The organism is Streptococcus sp. CL5.50 (genome assembly GCF_049738015.1).
GTDB classification, from domain to species: Bacteria; Bacillota; Bacilli; order Lactobacillales; family Streptococcaceae; genus Streptococcus; species Streptococcus mitis_CA.
In genome coordinates this window covers 17,850-38,657 of the sequence record NZ_JBKOTR010000015.1, presented here as the reverse complement: position 1 = coordinate 38,657, position 20,808 = coordinate 17,850, and the positions used below count along the sequence as shown (strand labels likewise).

Here is a 20,808-nt window from a genome sequence, read left to right as displayed (position 1 = left end):
TAATAGGAGAATTACTCAAGAGGCTGAAGAGGACGGTTTGCTAAATCGTTAGGTCGGGTAACTGGCGCAAGGGTTCGAATCCCTTATTCTCCGTTTTATTGAGAGTTTATAACTCTTTTTTTGTATTTTTAAGAATAGTAGAATAAAAACTTCAGATTTGTAAAACTTAATTGGATTACTTATCTGAAGTTTTTTTGCGCTCTTTGTCAACTGTAGTGGGCTGCAGAAAAGCTAAAATCTTTATATATTGTTGATTTTATGATTGTGCTTGTTTATTACTACTTCCAACTCTTGAGTGAAATTTCTCCGCTATTTAGCCAGATTTCTTTTCCGTTATCACATTGAACTAAAAGTTTGCCATTTTCTGAGATATCTTTAGCAAGTCCCTTGTAGTCTTTTTGATTTAGTGTGAAAGTAACTTCTTTTCCTAGAACGAATGACTGTTTTTTGTATAGGTATAATAGTTCTTCTGCTGGTGTTTCGAAGAAAGTGCGCCAGATTTCTATGATTAATTCATTTCTGGTAATAGGTGCTGGTGTTTTAAATAAACTAGCAGCTTTTTCTTTTAATTCTTGTGGGAAATCATTAATAGTGAAGTTGATTCCTACTCCAATAATGATATCTGTGACTAAGCTAGTTTCCACAGAGGTCATTGCTTCAGTGAGGATTCCTCCAATTTTTTGATTTTTGAGGTAGATATCATTGACCCATTTTATGTCGATATCTATTAAAGTTAGGTTCTTAATGGCTTTGTAGATAGCTCCTGCTACAAGTAGTGTGTAGGATGGTAATTTGTCGTAAGGGAGATTTGGTTTGAGATGGAGGGTCATATAAATGCCACCTTGTGGGGAGTAGAAGGAGCGTTGAAAACGGCCTCGTCCTGCTGTTTGATAGGAAGCTAGATAGAGGGTGTTTGCTTCATTTCCTAAATCAATTGCTTCTTTTGCATCGAGTTGTGTTGATCTTGTTTCGGGTTTAAAACTGACTTTAATTGGAAGGTTTTCTTCTAGAATCTCTGGAAGAATAAGGTCTCCACTCACCAGTTTATAGCCTTTGTTTTTGATACTATCAATTTCAATGCCTTCTTGTTCTAGCCGCCTGATGGCTTTCCAAATTGATGTTCGGCTGAGGGATAGTTCTTCTGCGATTTTTTCTCCGCTGATATAGTTGGCATCTTTAGCTAGAATTTGGTAGACAGCTTGGTAAGATTTCATAGTGTTTCCTTTCTTTAGGAATAGTATCTGATTTGAATCTAGTTTGGCTAGTTGCTTAATTACTACTATTTTAACATATGCCTAGTATTTACGGTATGATTTTCTTAGAGTAAATGTAGTCATTAAGCTTGAGGTGTGAAATCTCAGTATTTTTGCTCCTTTTTTAACTAGGAAGCGTTTCCTTTGTTTTCAAATTGCTAAAAAAGTGGTACAATATAGGATAGCTTACTATTATCTGAATCAACTGATTTGGAGAGAAAGGATTCATTTTGAAATCAATAGGCTTTATTGAAAAGCTGAAAGGGTTGTCTAGTAAAGAGCTGATTTTATTGGGAATTATCCTGAGTATCTTTTTACCCTTTTATCTTTTTGTAGTTGTATTCTGTTTATATATTATCAGTTTAATTTTCACAGGAGACATGAAAAGTATTCTTCAGAAAATGGGGGAGCATCCGATGCTGCTTCTTTTTCTTGGCTATAGTACTGTTATATCCGTTTTTGCACAAAATTGGATGGGAGTTGTGGCTTCAGTAGGAATTTTTCTATTTACTGTTTTCTTTTTGCATTATCAGTCGATTTTATCACATAAATTCTTTCGATTGATTTTGCAGCTCGTCTTGTTTGGTAGCGTCTTGTCAGCTGCTTTTGCGAGTTTAGAACATTTCCAAATTGTGAAGAAATTCAACTATGCTTTTCTTTCACCCAATATGCAGGTGTGGCATCAGAATCGTGCAGAAGTGACCTTCTTTAATCCTAATTATTATGGAATTATTTGTTGTTTCTGTATAATGATTGCTTTCTATCTGTTTACAACGACCAAATTGAATTGGTTGAAAGTATTCTGTGTGTTTGCAGGCTTTGTGAATCTCTTTGGTTTGAACTTTACGCAAAATCGAACTGCCTTTCCTGCTATTATCGCTGGAGCCATTATTTATCTCTTTACGACCATTAAAAACTGGAAGGCCTTTTGGCTTAGTATTGGGGTCTTCGCAATCGGATTGAGTTTCCTCTTTTCTAGTGATTTAGGAGTTCGGATGGGGACTTTAGACTCTTCTATGGAAGAACGCATTTCTATCTGGGATGCTGGGATGGCCTTGTTTAAGCAAAATCCTTTTTGGGGTGAAGGGCCATTGACCTACATGCACTCGTATCCTCGGATAAATGCTCCTTATCATGAACATGCTCACAGTCTTTATATTGATACGATTCTGAGTTACGGAATTGTAGGGACTATTTTACTAGTTTTGTCTTCTGTGGCTCCTGTTCGCTTGATGATGGATATGAGTCAGGAGTCGGGGAAACGTCCGATTATAGGTCTTTATCTATCTTTCCTTACAGTGGTTGCTGTGCATGGAATCTTTGACTTGGCCCTCTTCTGGATTCAGTCAGGTTTCATTTTCTTGCTAGTTATGTGCAGTATTCCGTTGGAGCATCGAACATTGGTATCGGACATGACGGATTAAGTTTATTAGATTCAAATCTTCTACCTTGGGTGGGAGATTTTTTTGCTAGGAAAAATTATTTCCAAATCGAAATAGTTGACAGTTGGAACGATGAGTGTTACAATTGTTTTATTCATTTCGATATCGAAATAAATTGGAGGTGTTATGAAAGATAGTCATTTGGTAGCCCATCATATTCGTTTGTTGAATGGGCGGATTTTTCAAAAGTTACTGAGCCAAGACCCTGAAGCTCTTTATCGGAGTGAACAGGGCAAGATTTTAGCGGTTTTATGGAATAGTGAAACTGGCTGTGCAACTGCGACAGACATTGCACTTGCGACTGGGCTTGCTAACAATACACTGACGACTATGATTAAAAAGCTAGAGGAACAAAATCTTGTAGCGATTAGTCCATGTGGAAAAGATAAGAGGAAGAAATATTTAGTTTTAACAGAGTTGGGGCTGGCCCAAAAAGAAGTGGGGCATCGTGTCAGTCAGAAATTGGATACTATCTTTTACAAAGGATTTTCAGAGGAAGAAATTCGTCAGTTTGAAGGTTTTCAAGAAAGAATTTTGGCTAATTTGAAAGAGAAGGAAAATGAGGTTTAGAATATGTCAAAACAAGTTGAAAATGCACAAAATTTATACATTCATGCTATTCAAGACGGACGAGTTGCTGAGGCCCAAGCCCAGTCTGTAGGGGATACCTACATCCAACACTCAACAGGTGTGCCTGATGGGAAAGAAGGATTTGCTACTTTCTTTGCAAATTTCTTCGAGCGCCATCCAGAGCGTCAGATTAAGATTGTCCGCACTATTGAGGACGGCAATCTGGTCTTTGTCCATGTTCATCAATATCTGAATGGTGGAGAAGCTCAATGGGTGACGACGGATACTTTCCGTGCGGATGAGAATGGTCGTATCGTTGAGCATTGGGACGTTATTGACTACTATCGCACACCTGAAAATGGGCAACTAGATCAAATCTTTGGAGATTTTGAAATCAAGGATTTGGATAAGACAACAGAAAATAAAAAGTTGGTTCATCGTTTCTTGACAGAAATTTTCCAAAATGGGGAGCTAGAGCGGTGGAGCGATTATGTGGCAGAGGATTTGATTCAGCATAATCATGAGATTGGACAAAGAAGTGATGCTTATAAAAACTATGTAGTAGAACATGGTGTCACTTTTGACTTTGTTTTCCAACTCTTAGGACAAGGAAACTATGTGGTTAGCTATGGTCAGACTCAGATTGGTGGAGTTGCCTATTCCCAGTATGACATCTTCCGTCTAGAAAACGGGAAAATTGTGGAACATTGGGATAATAAGGAAGTCATGCCTAAGGTAGAAGACTTGACCAATAGAGGGAAGTTTTAAATTGAGGATACAGAATGATTGAATACAAAAATGTGGCGCTACGCTACACAGAAAAAGATGTCTTGAGAGATGTTAATTTACGGATTGAGAATGGCGAGTTTATGGTTTTAGTTGGTCCATCTGGATCAGGTAAGACGACCATGATCAAGATGGTCAACCGCCTCTTGGAACCGACTGATGGAAATATTTATATGGATGGCAAGCGCATCAAAGACTATGATGAGCGTGAACTTCGTCTTTCTACTGGTTATGTTTTACAGGCTATTGCTCTCTTTCCTAATCTAACGGTCGCGGAAAATATTGCCCTGATTCCTGAGATGAAGGGATGGACTAAGGAAAAAATTGCTCAGAAAACAGAAGAGCTTTTGGACAAGGTTGGCTTGCCAGTAGCTGAGTATGGACATCGACTTCCGAGTGAATTGTCTGGTGGAGAACAGCAACGGGTTGGAATTGTACGGGCTATGATTGGTCAGCCTAAGATTCTCCTCATGGATGAACCCTTTTCAGCCTTGGATGCGATTTCGAGAAAACAGTTGCAGGTTTTGACGAAAGAATTGCATAAAGAGTTTGGGATGACAACTATTTTTGTAACCCATGATACGGATGAGGCCTTGAAGTTGGCGGACCGTATTGCTGTCTTGCAGGATGGAGAGATTCGTCAGGTGGCGAATCCCGAGACTATTTTAAAAGCTCCTGCCACAGACTTTGTAGCAGACTTGTTTGGAGGTAGTGTTCATGACTAATTTAATTACAACTTTTCAGGATCGTTTTAGTGATTGGTTGACAGCTCTATCTCAACATTTGCAGTTGTCACTTTTGACCTTGTTGCTGGCTATCTTTATAGCGATCCCCTTGGCTGTTTATCTTCGATATCATGAGAAGTTGGCGGATTGGGTCTTACAGATTGCAGGGATTTTCCAGACCATCCCGTCACTGGCCTTGTTAGGGCTCTTTATTCCCTTGATGGGAATTGGAACCTTGCCGGCTTTGACAGCTCTAGTGATTTATGCGATCTTTCCGATTTTGCAAAATACTATCACTGGGCTCAAGGGAATTGATCCGAGTCTACAAGAGGCTGGGATTGCCTTTGGGATGACTAGATGGGAGCGTCTCAAGAAGTTTGAAATTCCGCTTGCCATGCCGGTTATGATGTCTGGGATTCGGACGGCAGCGGTCTTGATTATCGGTACAGCAACCTTGGCTGCCTTGATTGGTGCAGGGGGGCTAGGTTCCTTTATCCTTTTGGGAATTGACCGTAATAATGCTAGTTTGATTTTGATCGGGGCACTTTCTTCTGCAGTGCTTGCTATTGCCTTTAACTTCCTACTAAAAGTGATGGAAAAGGCAAAATTGCGGACGATTTTTTCTGGTTTTGCCTTGGTGACAATATTGCTCGGTCTGTCTTATAGCCCAGCCCTCTTAGCTCAAAAAGAGAAAGAAAACTTGGTTATTGCTGGGAAATTGGGACCGGAACCCGAAATTTTGGCTAATATGTATAAATTACTGATTGAAGAAAATACCAGTATGACTGCGACTGTTAAGCCGAATTTTGGGAAAACAAGCTTCCTCTATGAAGCTCTGAAAAAAGGGGATATTGATATCTATCCTGAATTTACCGGTACGGTGACTGAAAGTTTGCTGCAACCATCACCGAAAGTGAGTCATGAGCCAGAGCAAGTTTATAATGTGGCGCGTGATGGCATTGCCAAACAGGATCATCTATCCTATCTCAAACCCATGTCTTATCAAAATACCTACGCTGTAGCTGTTCCGAAAAAGATTGCTCAAGAATATGGCTTGAAGACCATTTCAGACTTGAAAAAAGTGGAAGGACAGTTGAAGGCAGGCTTTACTTTAGAATTTAATGACCGTGAAGATGGCAATAAGGGCTTGCAATCAATGTATGGTCTCAATCTCAATGTAGCGACCATGGAGCCAGCCCTTCGCTATCAGGCGATTCAGTCAGGTAATATTCAAATCACGGATGCCTATTCGACAGATGCAGAGTTGGCGCGTTATGATTTGCAGGTCTTGGAAGATGACAAGCAACTCTTCCCACCTTATCAAGGAGCTCCACTCATGAAAGAAGCTCTTCTCAAGAAACATCCTGAGTTGGAGAAAGTTCTCAATAAATTGGCTGGTAAAATTACTGAAAGCCAGATGAGCCAGCTCAACTACCAAGTCGGTGTTGAAGGGAAGTCAGCAGAACAAGTAGCCAAAGAGTTTCTCCAAGAACAAGGTTTGTTGAAGAAATAGTTTGAAAATATCAAACTCAACTTGCTTAAACGACTATAGAAAAGAATGCTCAGACAATGTCGTCTGGGCTTTTTTGATTGTTGAAAAGATGAAAACTCAGTAGCCTAGAAATAAGGCAACTGAGCTCTACTCTGTATTCAATTTTTAGGAATGAGAAGGTCTAGATAAAACTGGACAACTTCCTGGTATGTAAAGTCTTGTCCTTTTTTGAGCCACCAGGTCAATGTCTCGATAAAGTTGGACACGACCAAGTGTTGGAGGTAAGAAGTAGGCAGATTAGTGTGGGCTTCTTTTAACTCATCAGCCAACATGGGATAGACATGGTGTTCTAGCTCTTTATGGAGTTGACGGAGGAAGTAGTCATTTTTGGAAAATAGCAGACTGGTAACATGGTCCTGGTTTTTCTGAAAATGTAAAAAGATATGTGCGAGGTAGTACTCGGTAGTAAAGTGTCCTTCCCTTTCAAAGAGATGATGAAAGAGGTAGCGACAGAGCTCATCTAAAAGGAGTTCCTTGCTTTCATAGTGACAGTAAAAAGTAGAACGCCCAACATCTGCTAGGTCAATGATATCCTGAACAGTAGTGGCATCATAGCCTTTGTCGTTCAAAAGTTGTAAAAAAGCTTGATAGATGGCTTTTTTCGTCTTGCTGACTCGACGGTCTCTTTTTGGCATGTAGACACTTGAGACAAACTGTTCAGAACTGAACATGGCTGACAGTTTGCTTCTATCCTTTCTTTGAATTTTATTAGATAATACAAATGAAAGAAGTATGTATATACCCATTATACCAAAGGAGGGAGAGAAATGAGTTCTAAAACATCTATCTGGTTAGCTTTTTTCTTAAATTTAAGCTATGCGATTGTTGAGTTTATCGCAGGAGGAATCTTTGGTTCGAGTGCAGTTCTTGCTGATTCCGTTCATGACTTGGGAGATGCTATAGCCATTGGCATCTCAGCCCTTTTAGAAACAATTTCAAACCGTGAAGAAGATAGACAGTACACCTTGGGTTACAAACGTTTTAGTCTTTTAGGAGCCATGCTAACGGCTGTGATTCTTATGATAGGGTCTGTCCTAGTGATCTTGGAAAATGTCACAAAGATTGTTCACCCGCAACCCGTCAATGAGGAAGGCATCCTCTGGCTGGGAATCATTGCAGTAGCCATTAATGTGCTAGCAAGTCTGGTAGTTCGTAAGGGGAAAACAAAGAACGAGTCAATTCTTAGCCTGCATTTTTTGGAAGACACTCTTGGTTGGTTGGCTGTCATTCTAATGGCGATTATCCTCAGATTTACAGATTGGTATATCCTTGATCCGCTCTTATCGCTTGTCATTTCTATCTTCATTCTAACAAAAGCTATTCCTCGCTTTTGGAGCGCGTTAAAGATTTTCTTGGATGTTGTACCAGAAGGAGTAGAGACGGGTGATTTGGAGAAGGATTTGGAGGCTTTGATCAATGTCAAAAGTGTCAATCAACTTAGCATTTGGTCCATGGATGGTCTGGAAAATAATGCCATTATTCATCTCTGTTTAGAGGATTGGGAGCAGATGATAGCAACAAAGAATCAAGTGCGTCAGCTCTTAGAAGAAAGAGGAATTCAGAATATTACCATCGAAGTGGATGCCAGCGAAAGCAATCATGCGCAACATAAACGGAGGGTAACAACCTTAGAGCAACCCCATGGGCATCAACACTAGAAAAAGCGACCTCGCTAGAGGTCGTTTTGTTATCCTATTCATTCCTTGTACTTTCTCTCAGAGTCAGTCTGGTTCCCAGCATAGTCAGGCTAGGTATTTTCCGACCGTGGAGTACTTCCTTATTAAGAATATCCATGCCTGCTCTGCCCATTTCTTCGGTATAGACGGTGATGCTGGAGAGGGGAGGATAGACTTGCTTGGTCAGACTAGTGTCGTTAAAGGAAATGAGGCTGACGCGGTCTGGTAGGCTGATTCCAGCTTCTTGGAGCGCACGGAGGGCACCGATGGCTAAACTATCGCTAGCTGCGAAAAAGGCTGGTGGGAGTTGGTCTCCTAAGTTCTGAATAGCCTCCTTCATCAAGTCATAGCCAGACTGGGCAGTAAAGCTTCCTTGAAAGACCAGTTCATCATGATAGATTTCTTTTGTTTGACTGTAGTTTCTGAAATTTTCCAGCCGCTTATCCTCAATGATTTCTTCTTGGTCAGTTGTTTCTTCAAGACCTGTTAGAATCCCAATGCGATTCAACCCTTGACTGAGGAAATAATCGACAACCTGTTTCATGGCAGTGTAAAAGTCCGTGATAATGCAGGTATGTCCTAGCGAAAGAGTATCACTGTCTAGAAAGACAAGAGGCTTTTGGTATTCTTCAAAGGCAGAAATCTGAGCTCGGCTAAACTTTCCGATGCAGAGAATCCCAATCACTTCCTCGCTTAATGTAAAAGGATGGTCATTAAAATAGCGCAAGATATCATAGTCCAACTCTTGGGCTCTTTTTTCTATGCCTAGGCGAATCTGGTAGTAGTAGAGGTCGTCCAGTTCCCCTTGTTCGCTGACCCATTGGATAATGGCAATCTTTTGCTTGGGCTTGTGGGACTCGCCTGTCTTGAGGTGCTTAGTGTAGCCCAACTCTTCAGCAACAGTTAAAATACGGTGTCTGGTTTCTTCTGTAACAGATAGGCTCTGGTCGCGATTGAGGACGCGGGATACGGTCGCGATAGAGACAGAGGCTAGCTGTGCAATGTCTTTTAAAGTAGCCATAAATCCTCCTTCTTTAAGGTTAGTATATCATATTTTTCTGCTTTTTACCGATAGTTTAGTAAAATTTTAGTAAAAAGGATTGACCTTGGAAAATCCCTTGGATACAATAGAAGAAAACGATTACACGTTAAGGTGACTTAACGGACAGTAAAAGGAGAAATCATATGACACAACATCTTACTGCTGAAACTCTTCGCAAAGACTTTCTTGCTGTTTTTGGTCAAGAAGCAGACCAAACTTTCTTTTCACCAGGTCGTATCAATTTGATTGGTGAACACACAGACTACAACGGTGGGCACGTTTTTCCTGCTGCTATTTCCTTGGGAACTTACGGTGCAGCTCGTAAGCGTGACGACCAAGTTTTACGTTTCTACTCAGCTAACTTTGAGGACAAGGGCATCATCGAAGTGCCTCTCGCCGACCTCAAGTTTGAAAAAGAGCACAACTGGACCAACTATCCAAAAGGTGTCCTTCATTTCTTGCAAGAAGCTGGACACGTGATTGACAAAGGTTTTGATTTTTATGTTTATGGGAATATCCCAAATGGTGCTGGCTTGTCTTCTTCAGCATCCTTGGAACTTTTGACAGGAGTCGTGGCAGAGCATCTCTTTGATTTAAAATTAGAGCGTCTCGATTTGGTTAAAATCGGCAAACAAACAGAAAATAACTTTATCGGAGTCAACTCTGGTATCATGGACCAGTTTGCTATAGGTATGGGGGCTGATCAACGTGCTATTTACTTAGATACTAACACTTTAGACTATAATTTGGTACCACTTGATTTGAAGGACAATGTCGTTGTTATCATGAACACCAACAAACGCCGTGAATTGGCGGACTCTAAATACAATGAACGCCGTGCTGAGTGTGAAAAAGCAGTGGAAGAGTTGCAAGCTGCCTTGGATATTCAGACCTTGGGTGAATTAGACGAGTGGGCCTTTGATCAATATAGCTATCTGATTAAAGACGAAAACCGTTTGAAACGTGCTCGCCATGCTGTGCTTGAAAACCAACGTACCCTTAAGGCTCAAGCAGCCCTTCAAGCAGGAGATTTGGGAACATTTGGTCGTTTGATGAATGCGTCACACGTTTCCCTAGAGCATGATTATGAAGTAACTGGTTTGGAATTGGATACTCTTGTTCACACAGCTTGGGATCAAGAAGGAGTTCTCGGTGCTCGGATGACAGGGGCAGGTTTTGGCGGATGTGCCATTGCCTTGGTGCAAAAAGACACTGTTGATGCCTTTAAGGAAGCTGTTGGCAAACACTACGAGGAAGTAGTTGGCTACGCTCCAAGCTTCTATATCGCTGAAGTTGCAGGTGGCACTCGCGTCCTTGACTAGTTAAAAGGAGGCTCTATAGTGACCTTAGTAGATAAATTTGTAACACACGTTATTGCTGAAAGTTCATTTGAGGAAATGGATCGAATCTACCTGACCAATCGTGTCTTGGCACGAGTGGGAGATGGTGTTTTGGAAGTTGAGACTGGTCTAGATAAATTGATTGACCTCAAAGACCAGTTGGTTGAGGAAGCCGTTCGATTAGAGACGATTGAGGATAGTCAGACTGCGCGTGAGATTCTCGGTGCTGAACTGATGAACTTGGTAACTCCTTGTCCAAGTCAGGTCAATCGTGACTTCTGGGCAACCTATGCCCAATCTCCTGAGCAAGCGATAGCGAATTTCTACCAACTCAGTCAGAAGAATGACTACATCAAACTCAAGGCTATTGCTAAAAATATCGCTTATCGTGTTCAATCTGATTACGGAGAGCTTGAAATTACCATCAACCTCTCTAAGCCTGAGAAGGATCCGAAAGAGATTGCGGCAGCCAAGTTGGTGCAAGCTAGTAATTATCCTCAGTGTCAGCTTTGTCTAGAGAATGAGGGCTACCTTGGTCGAGTTAACCACCCAGCTCGCAGCAACCACCGTATTATACGTTTTGAAATGGCTGGTCAGGAGTGGGGATTCCAGTATTCGCCCTATGCTTACTTTAATGAGCACTGTATCTTTTTAGATGGCCAGCATCGTCCCATGGTCATTAGTCGTCAGAGTTTTGAGCGTTTGTTGGCTATCGTAGAGCAGTTTCCAGGATATTTTGCTGGCTCTAATGCCGACTTGCCGATTGTGGGAGGCTCTATTCTAACTCATGATCACAATCAGGGAGGCCGTCATGTCTTTCCTATGGAATTGGCTCCCTTGCAAAAGACCTTCCGATTTGCTGGTTTTGAGCAGGTCAAGGCTGGGATTGTCAAGTGGCCTATGTCAGTGTTGCGTTTGACTTCGGATTCCAAAGAAGATTTGATCAACTTAGCTGATAAGATTTTGCAGGAATGGCGTCAGTATTCAGACCCTGAAGTGCAGATTTTGGCAGAGACAGACGGGACACCACACCATACCATTACACCCATTGCTCGTAAACGCGATGGTCAGTTTGAGTTGGATTTGGTCTTGCGAGACAATCAGACATCGCCAGAGCATCCTGATGGCATCTATCATCCCCACAAGGATGTTCAACATATCAAGAAGGAAAATATCGGCTTGATTGAGGTCATGGGCTTGGCTATCTTGCCACCTCGTTTGAAAGCAGAAGTGGAGCAAGTCGCCAGCTACCTCGTGGGAGAAGAAGTCTCAGTTGCCGACTATCATCAGGAATGGGCAGACCAGCTCAAAGCCCAACATCCGGACCTAGCAGATAAAGAAAAAGCCCTTGAAATTGTCAAGGACTCTGTGGGTGCTATCTTTGCGCGTGTTTTGGAGGATGCAGGGGTTTACAAGCAGACGGAGCAGGGACAGGCAGCCTTTATGCGCTTTGTTGAGCAGGTTGGAATTTTACCAGACTAGGAGCTTTCTCCTTGCACAGTCCTATAAAAAGTAGTATCATAGTGTCGTTTGAACTATCAGGAGGAAACGATGAAAGATTTTCATTTTGACGCTATATCTGCCTTTGAAAATTACGAAATAGAAAAAATGAGAGATGGTCATGTTGTGGTGACGACCAAAGTAGTGGACTCGTCGCTCAACTACTATGGCAATGCCCATGGTGGCTATCTCTTTACCCTTTGCGACCAGATCAGTGGTTTGGTGGTCATATCTTTGGGACTTGATGGAGTGACACTCCAGTCTTCTATCAACTACCTCAAGGCAGGAAAACTTGATGATGTATTGACAATAAAAGGAGAATGTGTCCATCAAGGTCGCACAACTTGTGTGGTAGATGTCGATATCACCAATCAAGAAGGCAGAAACGTCTGCAAAGCAACCTTTACCATGTTTGTAACAGGACAGCGGTCAGAAGAAAGACGGGTGAGGATATAACACAAAAAAGAGGCTCCCACCTCTTTTTTTATTTCTTTTTATGATTTAATACGGCATTGAGGACAATGGCGAGTAGGCTGGCTACGACGATTCCGTTTGAGAAGAACATTTGGAAGGCTGTCGGCATGCTGACAAAGAGATTACTGTTGTTGAGTCCGACACCTGCAGCGATTGATACAGCTGCGATAAGGAAGTTATGTTCATTGTTAGCAAAGTCAACACGGGCGAGGATTTGCATCCCTTGAATCGATACAAAACCAAACATCACCAGCATGGCACCACCGAGGACAGGGCTCGGAATGATTTGAGCAAGGGCACCAAACTTAGGAAGGAGTCCAAGGAGAACCAGGAAACCAGCTGCGTAGTAGATTGGTAGGCGAGTCTTGATACCTGACAATTTAACCAAACCAACGTTTTGTGAAAATCCTGTGTAAGGGAAGGTGTTAAAGATTCCTCCGAGAAGTACGGCCAAGCCTTCTGCACGGTAACCGTTGCGCAGGCGCGTGCTGTCGATTGGATCTTTTGTGATATCAGACAAGGCTAGATAAACACCAGTAGACTCAACCATAGACACCGTTGCGATGATACACATCATGACAATAGATGAGATTTCAAAGGTTGGCATCCCAAAGTAGAGTGGAGTTGGGACATGGACAAGTGGTGCTGCTGCAACAGGAGAGAAATCAACCAAGCCCATGCTAGCAGCAATAGCGGTTCCAACAACCAGACCAATCAAAATAGAGATAGACTTGATAAATCCTTTGGTAAAGATGTTGATCAAGAGGATAATCAGAACAGTAATAGCAGCAAGCAAGAGACTTTGACCAGTTGGCTCTGGAACGTTATTTCCCATATTTCCAATAGCGACAGGAATCAAGGTTAAACCAATCGTAGTAATAACAGATCCTGTTACGATAGATGGGAAGAGATTGGCTACTTTTGAGAAAATGCCTGAAACAAGAACCACGTAAATCCCTGATGCGATAAGGGCACCAAACATAGCGCCACTACCATGGCTTTGCCCAATCATAATCAAGGGAGCGACCGACTGAAAGGCAACTCCGAGAACGACTGGGAGTCCAATTCCAAAGTATTTGTTGAGTTGGAGTTGAAGGAAGGTTGCCACCCCACACATGAAGATATCTGTAGAAATCAGGTAGGTCAACTGCTCAGTTGAATAGCCAAGGGCTGTCGCAATCATGATAGGAACCAGGATGGATCCTGAGTACATAGCTAGTAAGTGCTGCAAGCCAAGAACGGCTGCTTGCGAGTGTTTTTCTTGAGTTTGCATTAGAGATCTGCCTCCTTAAATACGACTTGACCATTTTCAAAACGATCTAAACGAGCGAGTGATAGAACAGGGTAGCCTGCTTTTTCAAGCAAATCACGGCCATCTTGGAAGGATTTTTCAATCACAATACCGATAGCTTCGACTGTGGCACCAGCTTGTTCGATGATTTGAATTAAGCCTTTAGCAGCTTGGCCATTAGCAAGGAAATCGTCGATAATCAAGACCTTGTCCTCAGGTGAGAGGAATTTTCCAGCGATAGAAACGGTGCTGGTCACTTGCTTGGTAAAGGAGTAAACTTCTGCAGTTAAGATTCCTTCGTTCATAGTGATGTTTTTAGCTTTTTTAGCGAAAATCATGGGAACGTTTAAGGCTTCAGCTGTAAAAACGGCTGGGGCAATGCCTGACGCTTCAATGGTTACAACCTTGGTAATGCCAGCAGCAGCGAATTTTTCCGCAAAAACCTTACCAATCTCTCGCATCAAGCTAAAGTCAACTTGGTGGGTTAAAAAGGAATCCACCTTGAGGATGTTGTCACCCAAGATATGCCCATCCTTGAGGATGCGCTCTTCTAATAATTTCATAAGACCTCCTAAAGTCTAAAAGCCAATCCATTTGCTTGTTTATAGTTTCTGGCAAGAAATAGAAAAAGGACCTACTTAATCTCTAAGTAAGTCCCCAAAATAGGCATGGCAAAAACGACCATACCTCACTTCTGACTTACTTATTGTTAGGTGTTCCGGCACCTTGTAGAAACATCGTGCCAATTCACGACATAAACAAGTAAAATGATATTCAATTTCAAATAGGCTTGAGCCAACGTTTTTATTTTACACTAAATAACTTTAGAAATCAAATGTTTTGTCAGTGTTTTGGAATAAAAAACGAACAAATTGAAGAAAAATTGACAAAATCTCAATTATAGGCTAACATTTAGAAGTATTTTTCATCATAAAAGACATATTATCAAGATTCTTCAAGATCTGACAATATGCCTTTTTCTGATTTGAAAGATTTTTTCTATTCGCTAAATCTTAAAAAATAGCCATCTGGATCCAAAATCGCAAATTCATGGGGATATATAAAGCTATCTCCTACTCGAAATTCTCTTTTGGTTAGCGGACGATGGATAGGATAGTCAGCTTCCAGCAGTTTTTGGTGGAGCTGAGGGACATCTTCAATGCCAAAGGAAATATTGACACCGCGCCCGAAAGGATAGGTTAGTTGGGCTAATTCTTCTGTGCTGCCTTCTTCTAGCATAAGTTGGCAGTCTTCAAGCGAGAGGAAGAGAAATTTCTCCTCTGGACGCTCGTATTCGACAGAAAATCCCAGCAAGTCGCAGTAGAAGTGGCGTGACTTTTCGAGGTCAGATACTACAAATTCAGGAATGACAGCTTGATAGTCCATTCGTTTTCTCCTTAGAGTTCAATCTCCATGACAATGGGTGTGTGGTCTTGGCGCGCACCGGAGTCAATCATATCAGACTTGGTCACCTTGTCAGCCACGCGGTTGCTTGTGAGCCAGTAGTCGATTCTCCAGCCTGTATTGTTGATTTTAGAAGTCTTGCTGCGTTGTGCCCACCAAGTGTAGCGTTCTGGAACATCGCCATGAATATGGCGGAAGGTGTCGGTAAATCCAGTTGCCAAAAGGTTGGTAAATCCAGCACGTTCCTCGTCGGTAAATCCTGGTGAACGGCGGTTGCTGGCAGGATTTGCAAGGTCGATCTCATTGTGGGCCACGTTGTAGTCACCGGTTGCAAGGACTGGCTTTTCTTTGTCTAGTTCAGCCAAATACTCCGCATATTTGACATCCCAGACTTGACGTTCTTCCAAGCGTTTGAGGCCGTCGCCAGCGTTTGGAGTGTAAACTTGGGTCACGAAAAATTTATCAAATTCTAGAGTGATGATACGACCTTCCAAGTCCATGGTAGAAGGGGCACCGATTTCTGGGAAAGTGACAGTAGGTGTAAGTTCTTTCTTATAAAGGAACATGGTTCCAGCATAGCCTTTCCGGGCAGGTTCTTGGGAAGAGCGCCACGTGTTTGCGTAGCCTGGGAAGAGTTCTTCTAAAATCTCAAGATGTTTTTTAGTAGGCCCCTTGGCAGAAAGCTTGGTTTCTTGGATAGCGATAATATCAGCATTTTCAGCGACCAAGGTTTGTAGGACTTCTTGGGACAATTTGGCGCGAGCTGAGTCACTAGTTAGGGCAGCGTTTAGGGAATCAATATTCCATGAGATAAGTTTCATAAAGTTACCTTTTTCATTCAGATTATAGATTTTATTATACCAAAAAAAGGTCTATTTCCCCAACGTATGGTTTGAAAAATCACCCTCTTTCGTTTATAATTAAGAATGATTTTATGAAAGGGAGTGAAAATAAATGAAATTTTACTCATATGACTATGTGCTTAGCCAAATCAGTCAACAAAATGGAATCATGATTGGCTTTGGAATTGTTCTCCTAGCTATCACAGGATTTTTTGCCTTTAAGGCCTATCGAGATAAAAAGGGGACTAAGTTTCGGGAATTGGTCATGATTTTGGCCTTGACCTTAGTGGCCATGCTTTTAGTGACAATTTCAAAATACCAGACCAATCAAGCCTCTAACAATCAATTTCAAACCTCCCTTCATTTCATAGAGGTTGTTTCCAAAGACTTGGGAGTGGATAAATCAGAAGTCTATGTCAATACTTCTGCAGCCACTGATGGAGCGCTTGTCAAGGTAGGTTCAAATGTCTATCGTGCCATGAACGGGAGCCAACCAGACAAGTATCTTTTAGAGAAATTAGAATTGCATCAAACAGACGCTATTGAATTGGTGGAGGTAAACAAATGACACTCAATTATATGGAAATTTTAATCAAACTGGCCTTGGGGCTCTTCTCGCTTGTTTTTGTTATCAATGTGACAGGAAAGGGGAACCTAGCACCTAACTCTGCGACAGACCAAATTCAGAACTATGTTCTTGGTGGTATCATCGGTGGGGTAATTTACAATAGTTCAATCAGTATCCTGCAATACACAGTGATTTTGATGATGTGGACGATTTTGGTTTTGACCCTAAAGTGGCTCAATAACAATGTTCGCTTTGTCAAACGCTTGATTGATGGGAAACCAACTCTCCTCATCAAAAATGGGCAGATTGACCCAGAAGCCTGTCGTTCAGTTGGCTTGTCTGCATCGGATGTAGCCCTCAAACTTCGTAGCCAAGGGATTTTCCAGATGAAGCAAGTTAAACGAGCTGTGCAAGAACAAAATGGCCAACTCATCGTGGTTCAAATGGGAGATGAAAATCCTAAGTATCCAGTTGTGACTGACGGTGTGATCCAAGTCGATGTCTTGGAATCGATTGGTCGTAGCGAAGAGTGGCTGCTTGATAATCTCAGCAAGCAAGGGCATGACAATGTAGCCAACATCTTTATCGCTGAGTATGACAAGGGTGCTGTTACAGTCGTAACCTATGAATAAGAAAAACCTGGGGTCTTGTACTCTTCAAAAATCAAATTCAAACTGCGTCAACGTCGCCTTGCCGTACTCAAGTACAGCCTGCGGCTAGTTTCCTAGTTTGCTCTTTGATTTTCATTGAGTATTGGCCTCAGGTTTCCATTTGCAATCAGAAAGGGATTTTATGTCCATTATTCAAAAACTTTGGTGGTTTTTCAAGTTAGAAAAACGCCGTTATCTAGTCGGGATTGTGGCCCTGGTCTTGGTTTCCGTCCTCAATCTCATTCCACCTATGGTCATGGGGCGGGTCATTGATGCCATCACATCGGGGCAATTAACCCAGCAGGACCTCCTTCTTGACCTATTTTACTTGCTTCTTGCTGCCTTTGGGATGTATTATCTGCGCTATGTTTGGCGTATGTATATCCTTGGGACTTCCTACCGTTTGGGACAGATTATGCGCTCTCGCTTATTTGAACATTTCACAAAAATGCCTCCAGCTTTTTATCAAACCTACCGGACGGGGGATCTGATGGCACATGCAACCAACGATATCAATGCCTTAACTCGTCTGGCAGGGGGTGGTGTTATGTCTGCCGTGGATGCCTCTATCACGGCTTTGGTGACCTTGCTGACCATGCTCTTTAGCATTTCGTGGCAAATGACCCTAGTTGCCATTTTACCCTTACCTTTCATGGCTTATGCGACCAGTCGTCTAGGGAGAAAGACCCACAAGGCTTTTGGCGAATCACAGGCTGCCTTTTCCGAACTTAATAATAAGGTACAGGAGTCTGTATCAGGTATTAAAGTGACCAAGTCTTTCGGTTATCAGGCAGATGAGTTGAAGTCCTTTCAGGAAGTCAATGAATTGACCTTCCAAAAGAACCTCCAAACCATGAAATACGATAGTCTCTTTGACCCCATGGTTCTCTTATTTGTTGGTTCCTCCTATGTTTTAACCCTCTTGGTCGGCTCCTTGATGGTTCAGAAAGGGCAAATCACGGTTGGGAATCTAGTTACTTTTATCAGCTACTTGGATATGCTGGTTTGGCCTCTTATGGCCATCGGTTTCCTCTTTAATATCACTCAGCGTGGGAAGGTTTCCTACCAGCGGATTGAGGAACTTTTGTCTCAGGAATCACCTGTAAAAGACCCTGAGTTTCCTCTAGAAAGTATTGAAAATGGGCGTTTGGAGTACGCTATTGAAAGCTTTGCCTTTGAAAATGAGGAAACACTAACGGATATTCACTTTAGTTTGGAAAAAGGGCAAACGCTGGGCTTGGTTGGGCAAACAGGATCTGGGAAAACTTCCTTGATCAAGCTTCTCTTGCGTGAATACGATGTGGATAAGGGAGCTATTTATCTGAATGGCCACGATATTCGTGACTATCGTCTGACAGATCTTCGTAGTCTTATGGGCTATGTTCCTCAGGACCAGTTCCTCTTTGCGACTTCGATTTCAGACAATATCCGCTTTGGCAATCCCAACTTGCCCCTTTCAGCGGTCGAGGAAGCGACTAAGCTAGCCCAAGTTTACCAAGACATTGTAGCCATGCCTCAGGGATTTGATACGTTGATTGGTGAAAAGGGAGTCAGTCTTTCTGGAGGTCAAAAGCAGCGTCTGGCCATGAGTCGGGCTATGATTTTAGGCCCTGATATCTTGATTTTGGATGATTCTTTGTCGGCCGTGGATGCCAAGACAGAGTATGCCATCATCGACAATCTCAAGGAGACGCGAAAGGACAAGACAACCATTATCACAGCTCATCGTCTCAGTGCAGTTGTCCATGCAGATCTGATTTTAGTTCTGCAAAATGGACAGATTATCGAACGAGGTAGGCACGATGACTTGCTAGCCTTGGATGGCTGGTATGCCCAAACCTACCAGTCTCAGCAGTTGGAAATGAAAGGAGAAGAAGATGCAGAATAAACAAGAACAATGGGCTGTATTGAAGCGCTTGATGTCCTATCTCAAGCCCTATGGACTCCTGACTTTTTTGGCACTCAGTTTTCTCCTAGCGACGACGGTCATCAAAAGTGTCATTCCCCTTGTGGCTTCCCACTTTATCGACCAGTATCTCAGCAATCTCAACCGACTCGCTGTGACCGTTTTGCTGGCCTACTATGGCCTTTATATCCTACAAACTCTGGTCCAGTATGTCGGCAATCTTCTCTTTGCGCGGGTGTCTTACAGTATTGTTAGGGATATTCGTCGAGATGCCTTTGCCAATATGGAGAAGCTGGGCATGTCTTATTTTGACAAGACGCCAGCAGGTTCCATCGTCTCTCGTTTGACCAATGATACTGAGACCATCAGCGATATGTTTTCAGGGATTTTATCTAGCTTTATCTCAGCAGTTTTCATTTTTCTGACAACCCTTTATACCATGTTGGTGTTGGATTTTCGTTTGACTGCTTTAGTCTTGATCTTTCTCCCCTTGATTCTCCTTTTGGTCAATCTCTATCGGAAAAAATCAGTGAAAATCATTGAGAAAACCAGAAGTCTCTTGTCAGATATCAATAGCAAGCTGGCTGAAAACATCGAGGGAATCAGGATTATCCAGGCCTTTAATCAAGAGAAGCGCCTGCAGGCGGAATTTGATGAGATCAACCGAGAACACTTGGTCTATGCCAACCGTTCTGTAGCCTTGGATGCCCTCTTTTTGAGACCTGCCATGAGTTTGCTGAAACTCTTAGGTTATGCGGTCTTGATGGCTTATTTTGGCTATCGTGGCCTTTCTATCGGGATAACAGCAGGAACCATGTATGCCTTTATCCAGTATATCAATCGTCTCTTTGACCCCTTGATTGAAGTAACGCAAAACTTTTCAACCCTTCAAACTTCTATGGTTTCTGCAGGTCGTGTCTTTGCCCTGATAGACGAGAGGACCTATGAGCCCCTTCAAAAAGATGGGCAAGCCAAAATCCAAGAAGGCAATATTCGTTTTGAACATGTGTGTTTCTCGTATGACGGTAAACATCAGATTCTGGATGATATTTCCTTTTCGGTTAACAAGGGTGAAACCATTGCATTTGTAGGCCATACAGGTTCAGGGAAATCGTCTATTATCAATGTTCTTATGCGCTTTTATGAATTCCAGTCAGGGAGAGTTCTCTTAGATGGTGTGGATATTAGGAACTACAGTCAGGAAGAGTTGAGAAAAAATATCGGTCTGGTCTTGCAGGATCCCTTCCTCTATCACGGGACTATCAAGTCCAATATCGCCATGTACCAAGATCTTAGTGATGAAGAGGTACAGGCTGCGGCTGCCTTTGTGGATGCAGATTCCTTTATTCAGGAGCTTCCGCAGGGTTATGATTCCCCTGTTTCCGAGCGTGGTTCGAGCTTCTCTACTGGACAGCGCCAGCTTCTTGCCTTTGCTAGAACTGTTGCCAGTCAGCCTAAAATCCTGATTTTGGATGAAGCGACAGCAAATATTGACTCTGAAACAGAAAGTTTGGTTCAAGATTCTCTAGCTAAGATGAGACAGGGGCGGACGACCATTGCTATTGCTCATCGCCTTTCAACTATCCAAGATGCCAACTGTATCTATGTTTTGGACAAGGGGCGCATCATCGAGAGTGGAACCCATGAGGAACTCTTGGCCTTGGGAGGAACCTATCACAAGATGTATAGCTTGCAGGCTGGAGCCATGTCCTAATACTCTTTGAAAATCTCTTCAAACCACGTCAGCTTTATCTGCAACCTCAAAGCAGTACTTTGAACAGCCTGCG

20 protein-coding genes, 1 tRNA gene and 1 riboswitch are annotated in these 20,808 nt (G+C 42.4%); of the genes, 14 read left to right on the top strand and 7 right to left on the bottom strand.

Annotated features, from left to right (window positions below; genetic code table 11):
* Nucleotides 1-5 precede the first annotated feature (5 nt).
* A tRNA-Ser gene (locus ACLNCV_RS08810) sits at nt 6-93 on the top strand.
* 185 nt (nt 94-278) lie between these two features.
* Here ACLNCV_RS08810 and birA read toward each other — a convergent pair.
* Entirely contained in the window at nt 279-1,214 is a 936-nt protein-coding gene (gene birA / locus ACLNCV_RS08805; RefSeq protein WP_173875853.1) for a bifunctional biotin--[acetyl-CoA-carboxylase] ligase/biotin operon repressor BirA, read from the bottom strand.
* Between the two features lie 269 nt (nt 1,215-1,483).
* Here birA and ACLNCV_RS08800 point away from each other — a divergent pair, with 269 nt between their 5' ends.
* The 5 genes from ACLNCV_RS08800 (at nt 1,484) to ACLNCV_RS08780 (ending at nt 6,289) form a co-directional block, all read left to right on the top strand.
* On the top strand, nt 1,484-2,677 hold the full coding sequence (locus tag ACLNCV_RS08800) for an O-antigen ligase family protein (protein WP_084950229.1): 1,194 nt from the start codon (nt 1,484-1,486) through the stop codon (nt 2,675-2,677).
* Nucleotides 2,678-2,821: 144 nt separating this feature from the next.
* Nucleotides 2,822-3,265 (top strand): MarR family winged helix-turn-helix transcriptional regulator, encoded by a 444-nt coding sequence (locus tag ACLNCV_RS08795; RefSeq protein WP_173875854.1) that lies wholly within the window; start codon nt 2,822-2,824, stop codon nt 3,263-3,265.
* A gap of 3 nt (nt 3,266-3,268) precedes the next feature.
* Nucleotides 3,269-4,033 carry a nuclear transport factor 2 family protein gene (locus ACLNCV_RS08790; RefSeq protein ID WP_424845111.1) on the top strand — a complete coding sequence of 255 codons (765 nt, stop codon included), beginning with the start codon at nt 3,269-3,271 and terminating at the stop codon, nt 4,031-4,033.
* 14 nt (nt 4,034-4,047) lie between these two features.
* The gene (locus tag ACLNCV_RS08785) at nt 4,048-4,776 is read left to right on the top strand and encodes an ATP-binding cassette domain-containing protein (RefSeq protein ID WP_424845110.1); all 729 of its coding nucleotides are present in this window, start codon (nt 4,048-4,050) and stop codon (nt 4,774-4,776) included.
* Nucleotides 4,769-6,289 carry an ABC transporter permease/substrate-binding protein gene (locus ACLNCV_RS08780; protein WP_424845109.1) on the top strand — a complete coding sequence of 507 codons (1,521 nt, stop codon included), beginning with the start codon at nt 4,769-4,771 and terminating at the stop codon, nt 6,287-6,289. The genes ACLNCV_RS08785 and ACLNCV_RS08780 overlap by 8 nt, the downstream gene beginning before the upstream one ends.
* A gap of 137 nt (nt 6,290-6,426) precedes the next feature.
* On the opposite strand, the gene ACLNCV_RS08775 is transcribed toward ACLNCV_RS08780, so the two are convergent.
* Nucleotides 6,427-6,963, bottom strand: a complete 537-nt coding sequence (locus ACLNCV_RS08775; protein WP_424845108.1) for a TetR/AcrR family transcriptional regulator — start codon at nt 6,961-6,963, stop codon at nt 6,427-6,429.
* 132 nt (nt 6,964-7,095) lie between these two features.
* On the opposite strand from ACLNCV_RS08775, the gene ACLNCV_RS08770 reads away from it, so the two are divergent.
* On the top strand, nt 7,096-7,986 hold the full coding sequence (locus ACLNCV_RS08770; RefSeq protein ID WP_424845107.1) for a cation diffusion facilitator family transporter: 891 nt from the start codon (nt 7,096-7,098) through the stop codon (nt 7,984-7,986).
* Between the two features lie 34 nt (nt 7,987-8,020).
* Here ACLNCV_RS08770 and galR read toward each other — a convergent pair whose 3' ends face one another.
* Nucleotides 8,021-9,025, bottom strand: coding sequence for a DNA-binding transcriptional regulator GalR (gene galR, locus ACLNCV_RS08765; RefSeq protein WP_424845106.1), 1,005 nt, complete (start codon nt 9,023-9,025; stop codon nt 8,021-8,023).
* A gap of 164 nt (nt 9,026-9,189) precedes the next feature.
* On the opposite strand from galR, the gene ACLNCV_RS08760 reads away from it, so the two are divergent.
* From ACLNCV_RS08760 to ACLNCV_RS08750, 3 genes are all read left to right on the top strand, one after another.
* Nucleotides 9,190-10,368 (top strand): galactokinase, encoded by a 1,179-nt coding sequence (locus tag ACLNCV_RS08760; protein ID WP_410011609.1) that lies wholly within the window; start codon nt 9,190-9,192, stop codon nt 10,366-10,368.
* An 18-nt stretch (nt 10,369-10,386) separates the two neighbouring features.
* Entirely contained in the window at nt 10,387-11,868 is a 1,482-nt protein-coding gene (locus ACLNCV_RS08755; protein WP_424845105.1) for a UDP-glucose--hexose-1-phosphate uridylyltransferase, read from the top strand.
* Between the two features lie 69 nt (nt 11,869-11,937).
* The gene (locus tag ACLNCV_RS08750; protein WP_261012269.1) at nt 11,938-12,342 is read left to right on the top strand and encodes a PaaI family thioesterase; all 405 of its coding nucleotides are present in this window, start codon (nt 11,938-11,940) and stop codon (nt 12,340-12,342) included.
* A gap of 28 nt (nt 12,343-12,370) precedes the next feature.
* On the opposite strand, the gene ACLNCV_RS08745 is transcribed toward ACLNCV_RS08750, so the two are convergent.
* The 4 genes from ACLNCV_RS08745 to ACLNCV_RS08730 form a co-directional block, all read right to left on the bottom strand.
* Nucleotides 12,371-13,633, bottom strand: coding sequence for a nucleobase:cation symporter-2 family protein (locus ACLNCV_RS08745; protein WP_004256021.1), 1,263 nt, complete (start codon nt 13,631-13,633; stop codon nt 12,371-12,373).
* The gene (locus ACLNCV_RS08740; RefSeq protein ID WP_000770403.1) at nt 13,633-14,214 is read right to left on the bottom strand and encodes a xanthine phosphoribosyltransferase; all 582 of its coding nucleotides are present in this window, start codon (nt 14,212-14,214) and stop codon (nt 13,633-13,635) included. Before ACLNCV_RS08740 ends, ACLNCV_RS08745 begins: the two co-directional genes overlap by 1 nt.
* 123 nt (nt 14,215-14,337) lie before the next feature.
* A riboswitch (purine riboswitch) is annotated at nt 14,338-14,433 on the bottom strand.
* 217 nt (nt 14,434-14,650) lie between these two features.
* Nucleotides 14,651-15,037, bottom strand: a complete 387-nt coding sequence (locus ACLNCV_RS08735; RefSeq protein ID WP_020901633.1) for a bleomycin resistance protein — start codon at nt 15,035-15,037, stop codon at nt 14,651-14,653.
* A gap of 11 nt (nt 15,038-15,048) precedes the next feature.
* Nucleotides 15,049-15,876: an exodeoxyribonuclease III gene (locus ACLNCV_RS08730; RefSeq protein WP_084930297.1), complete on the bottom strand. Its 828-nt coding sequence runs from the start codon at nt 15,874-15,876 to the stop codon at nt 15,049-15,051.
* Between the two features lie 133 nt (nt 15,877-16,009).
* Between ACLNCV_RS08730 and ACLNCV_RS08725 the strand changes: the two genes are divergently transcribed.
* The 4 genes from ACLNCV_RS08725 (at nt 16,010) to ACLNCV_RS08710 (ending at nt 20,735) form a co-directional block, all read left to right on the top strand.
* Nucleotides 16,010-16,465, top strand: coding sequence for a DUF3290 family protein (locus ACLNCV_RS08725; RefSeq protein ID WP_020900359.1), 456 nt, complete (start codon nt 16,010-16,012; stop codon nt 16,463-16,465).
* Nucleotides 16,462-17,097 (top strand): DUF421 domain-containing protein, encoded by a 636-nt coding sequence (locus tag ACLNCV_RS08720; protein WP_020901636.1) that lies wholly within the window; start codon nt 16,462-16,464, stop codon nt 17,095-17,097. The genes ACLNCV_RS08725 and ACLNCV_RS08720 overlap by 4 nt, the downstream gene beginning before the upstream one ends.
* Before the next feature lie 160 nt (nt 17,098-17,257).
* Entirely contained in the window at nt 17,258-19,003 is a 1,746-nt protein-coding gene (locus ACLNCV_RS08715) for an ABC transporter ATP-binding protein (RefSeq protein ID WP_424845104.1), read from the top strand.
* Nucleotides 18,993-20,735, top strand: coding sequence for an ABC transporter ATP-binding protein (locus ACLNCV_RS08710; protein ID WP_424845103.1), 1,743 nt, complete (start codon nt 18,993-18,995; stop codon nt 20,733-20,735). Before ACLNCV_RS08715 ends, ACLNCV_RS08710 begins: the two co-directional genes overlap by 11 nt.
* Nucleotides 20,736-20,808: the final 73 nt, after the last annotated feature.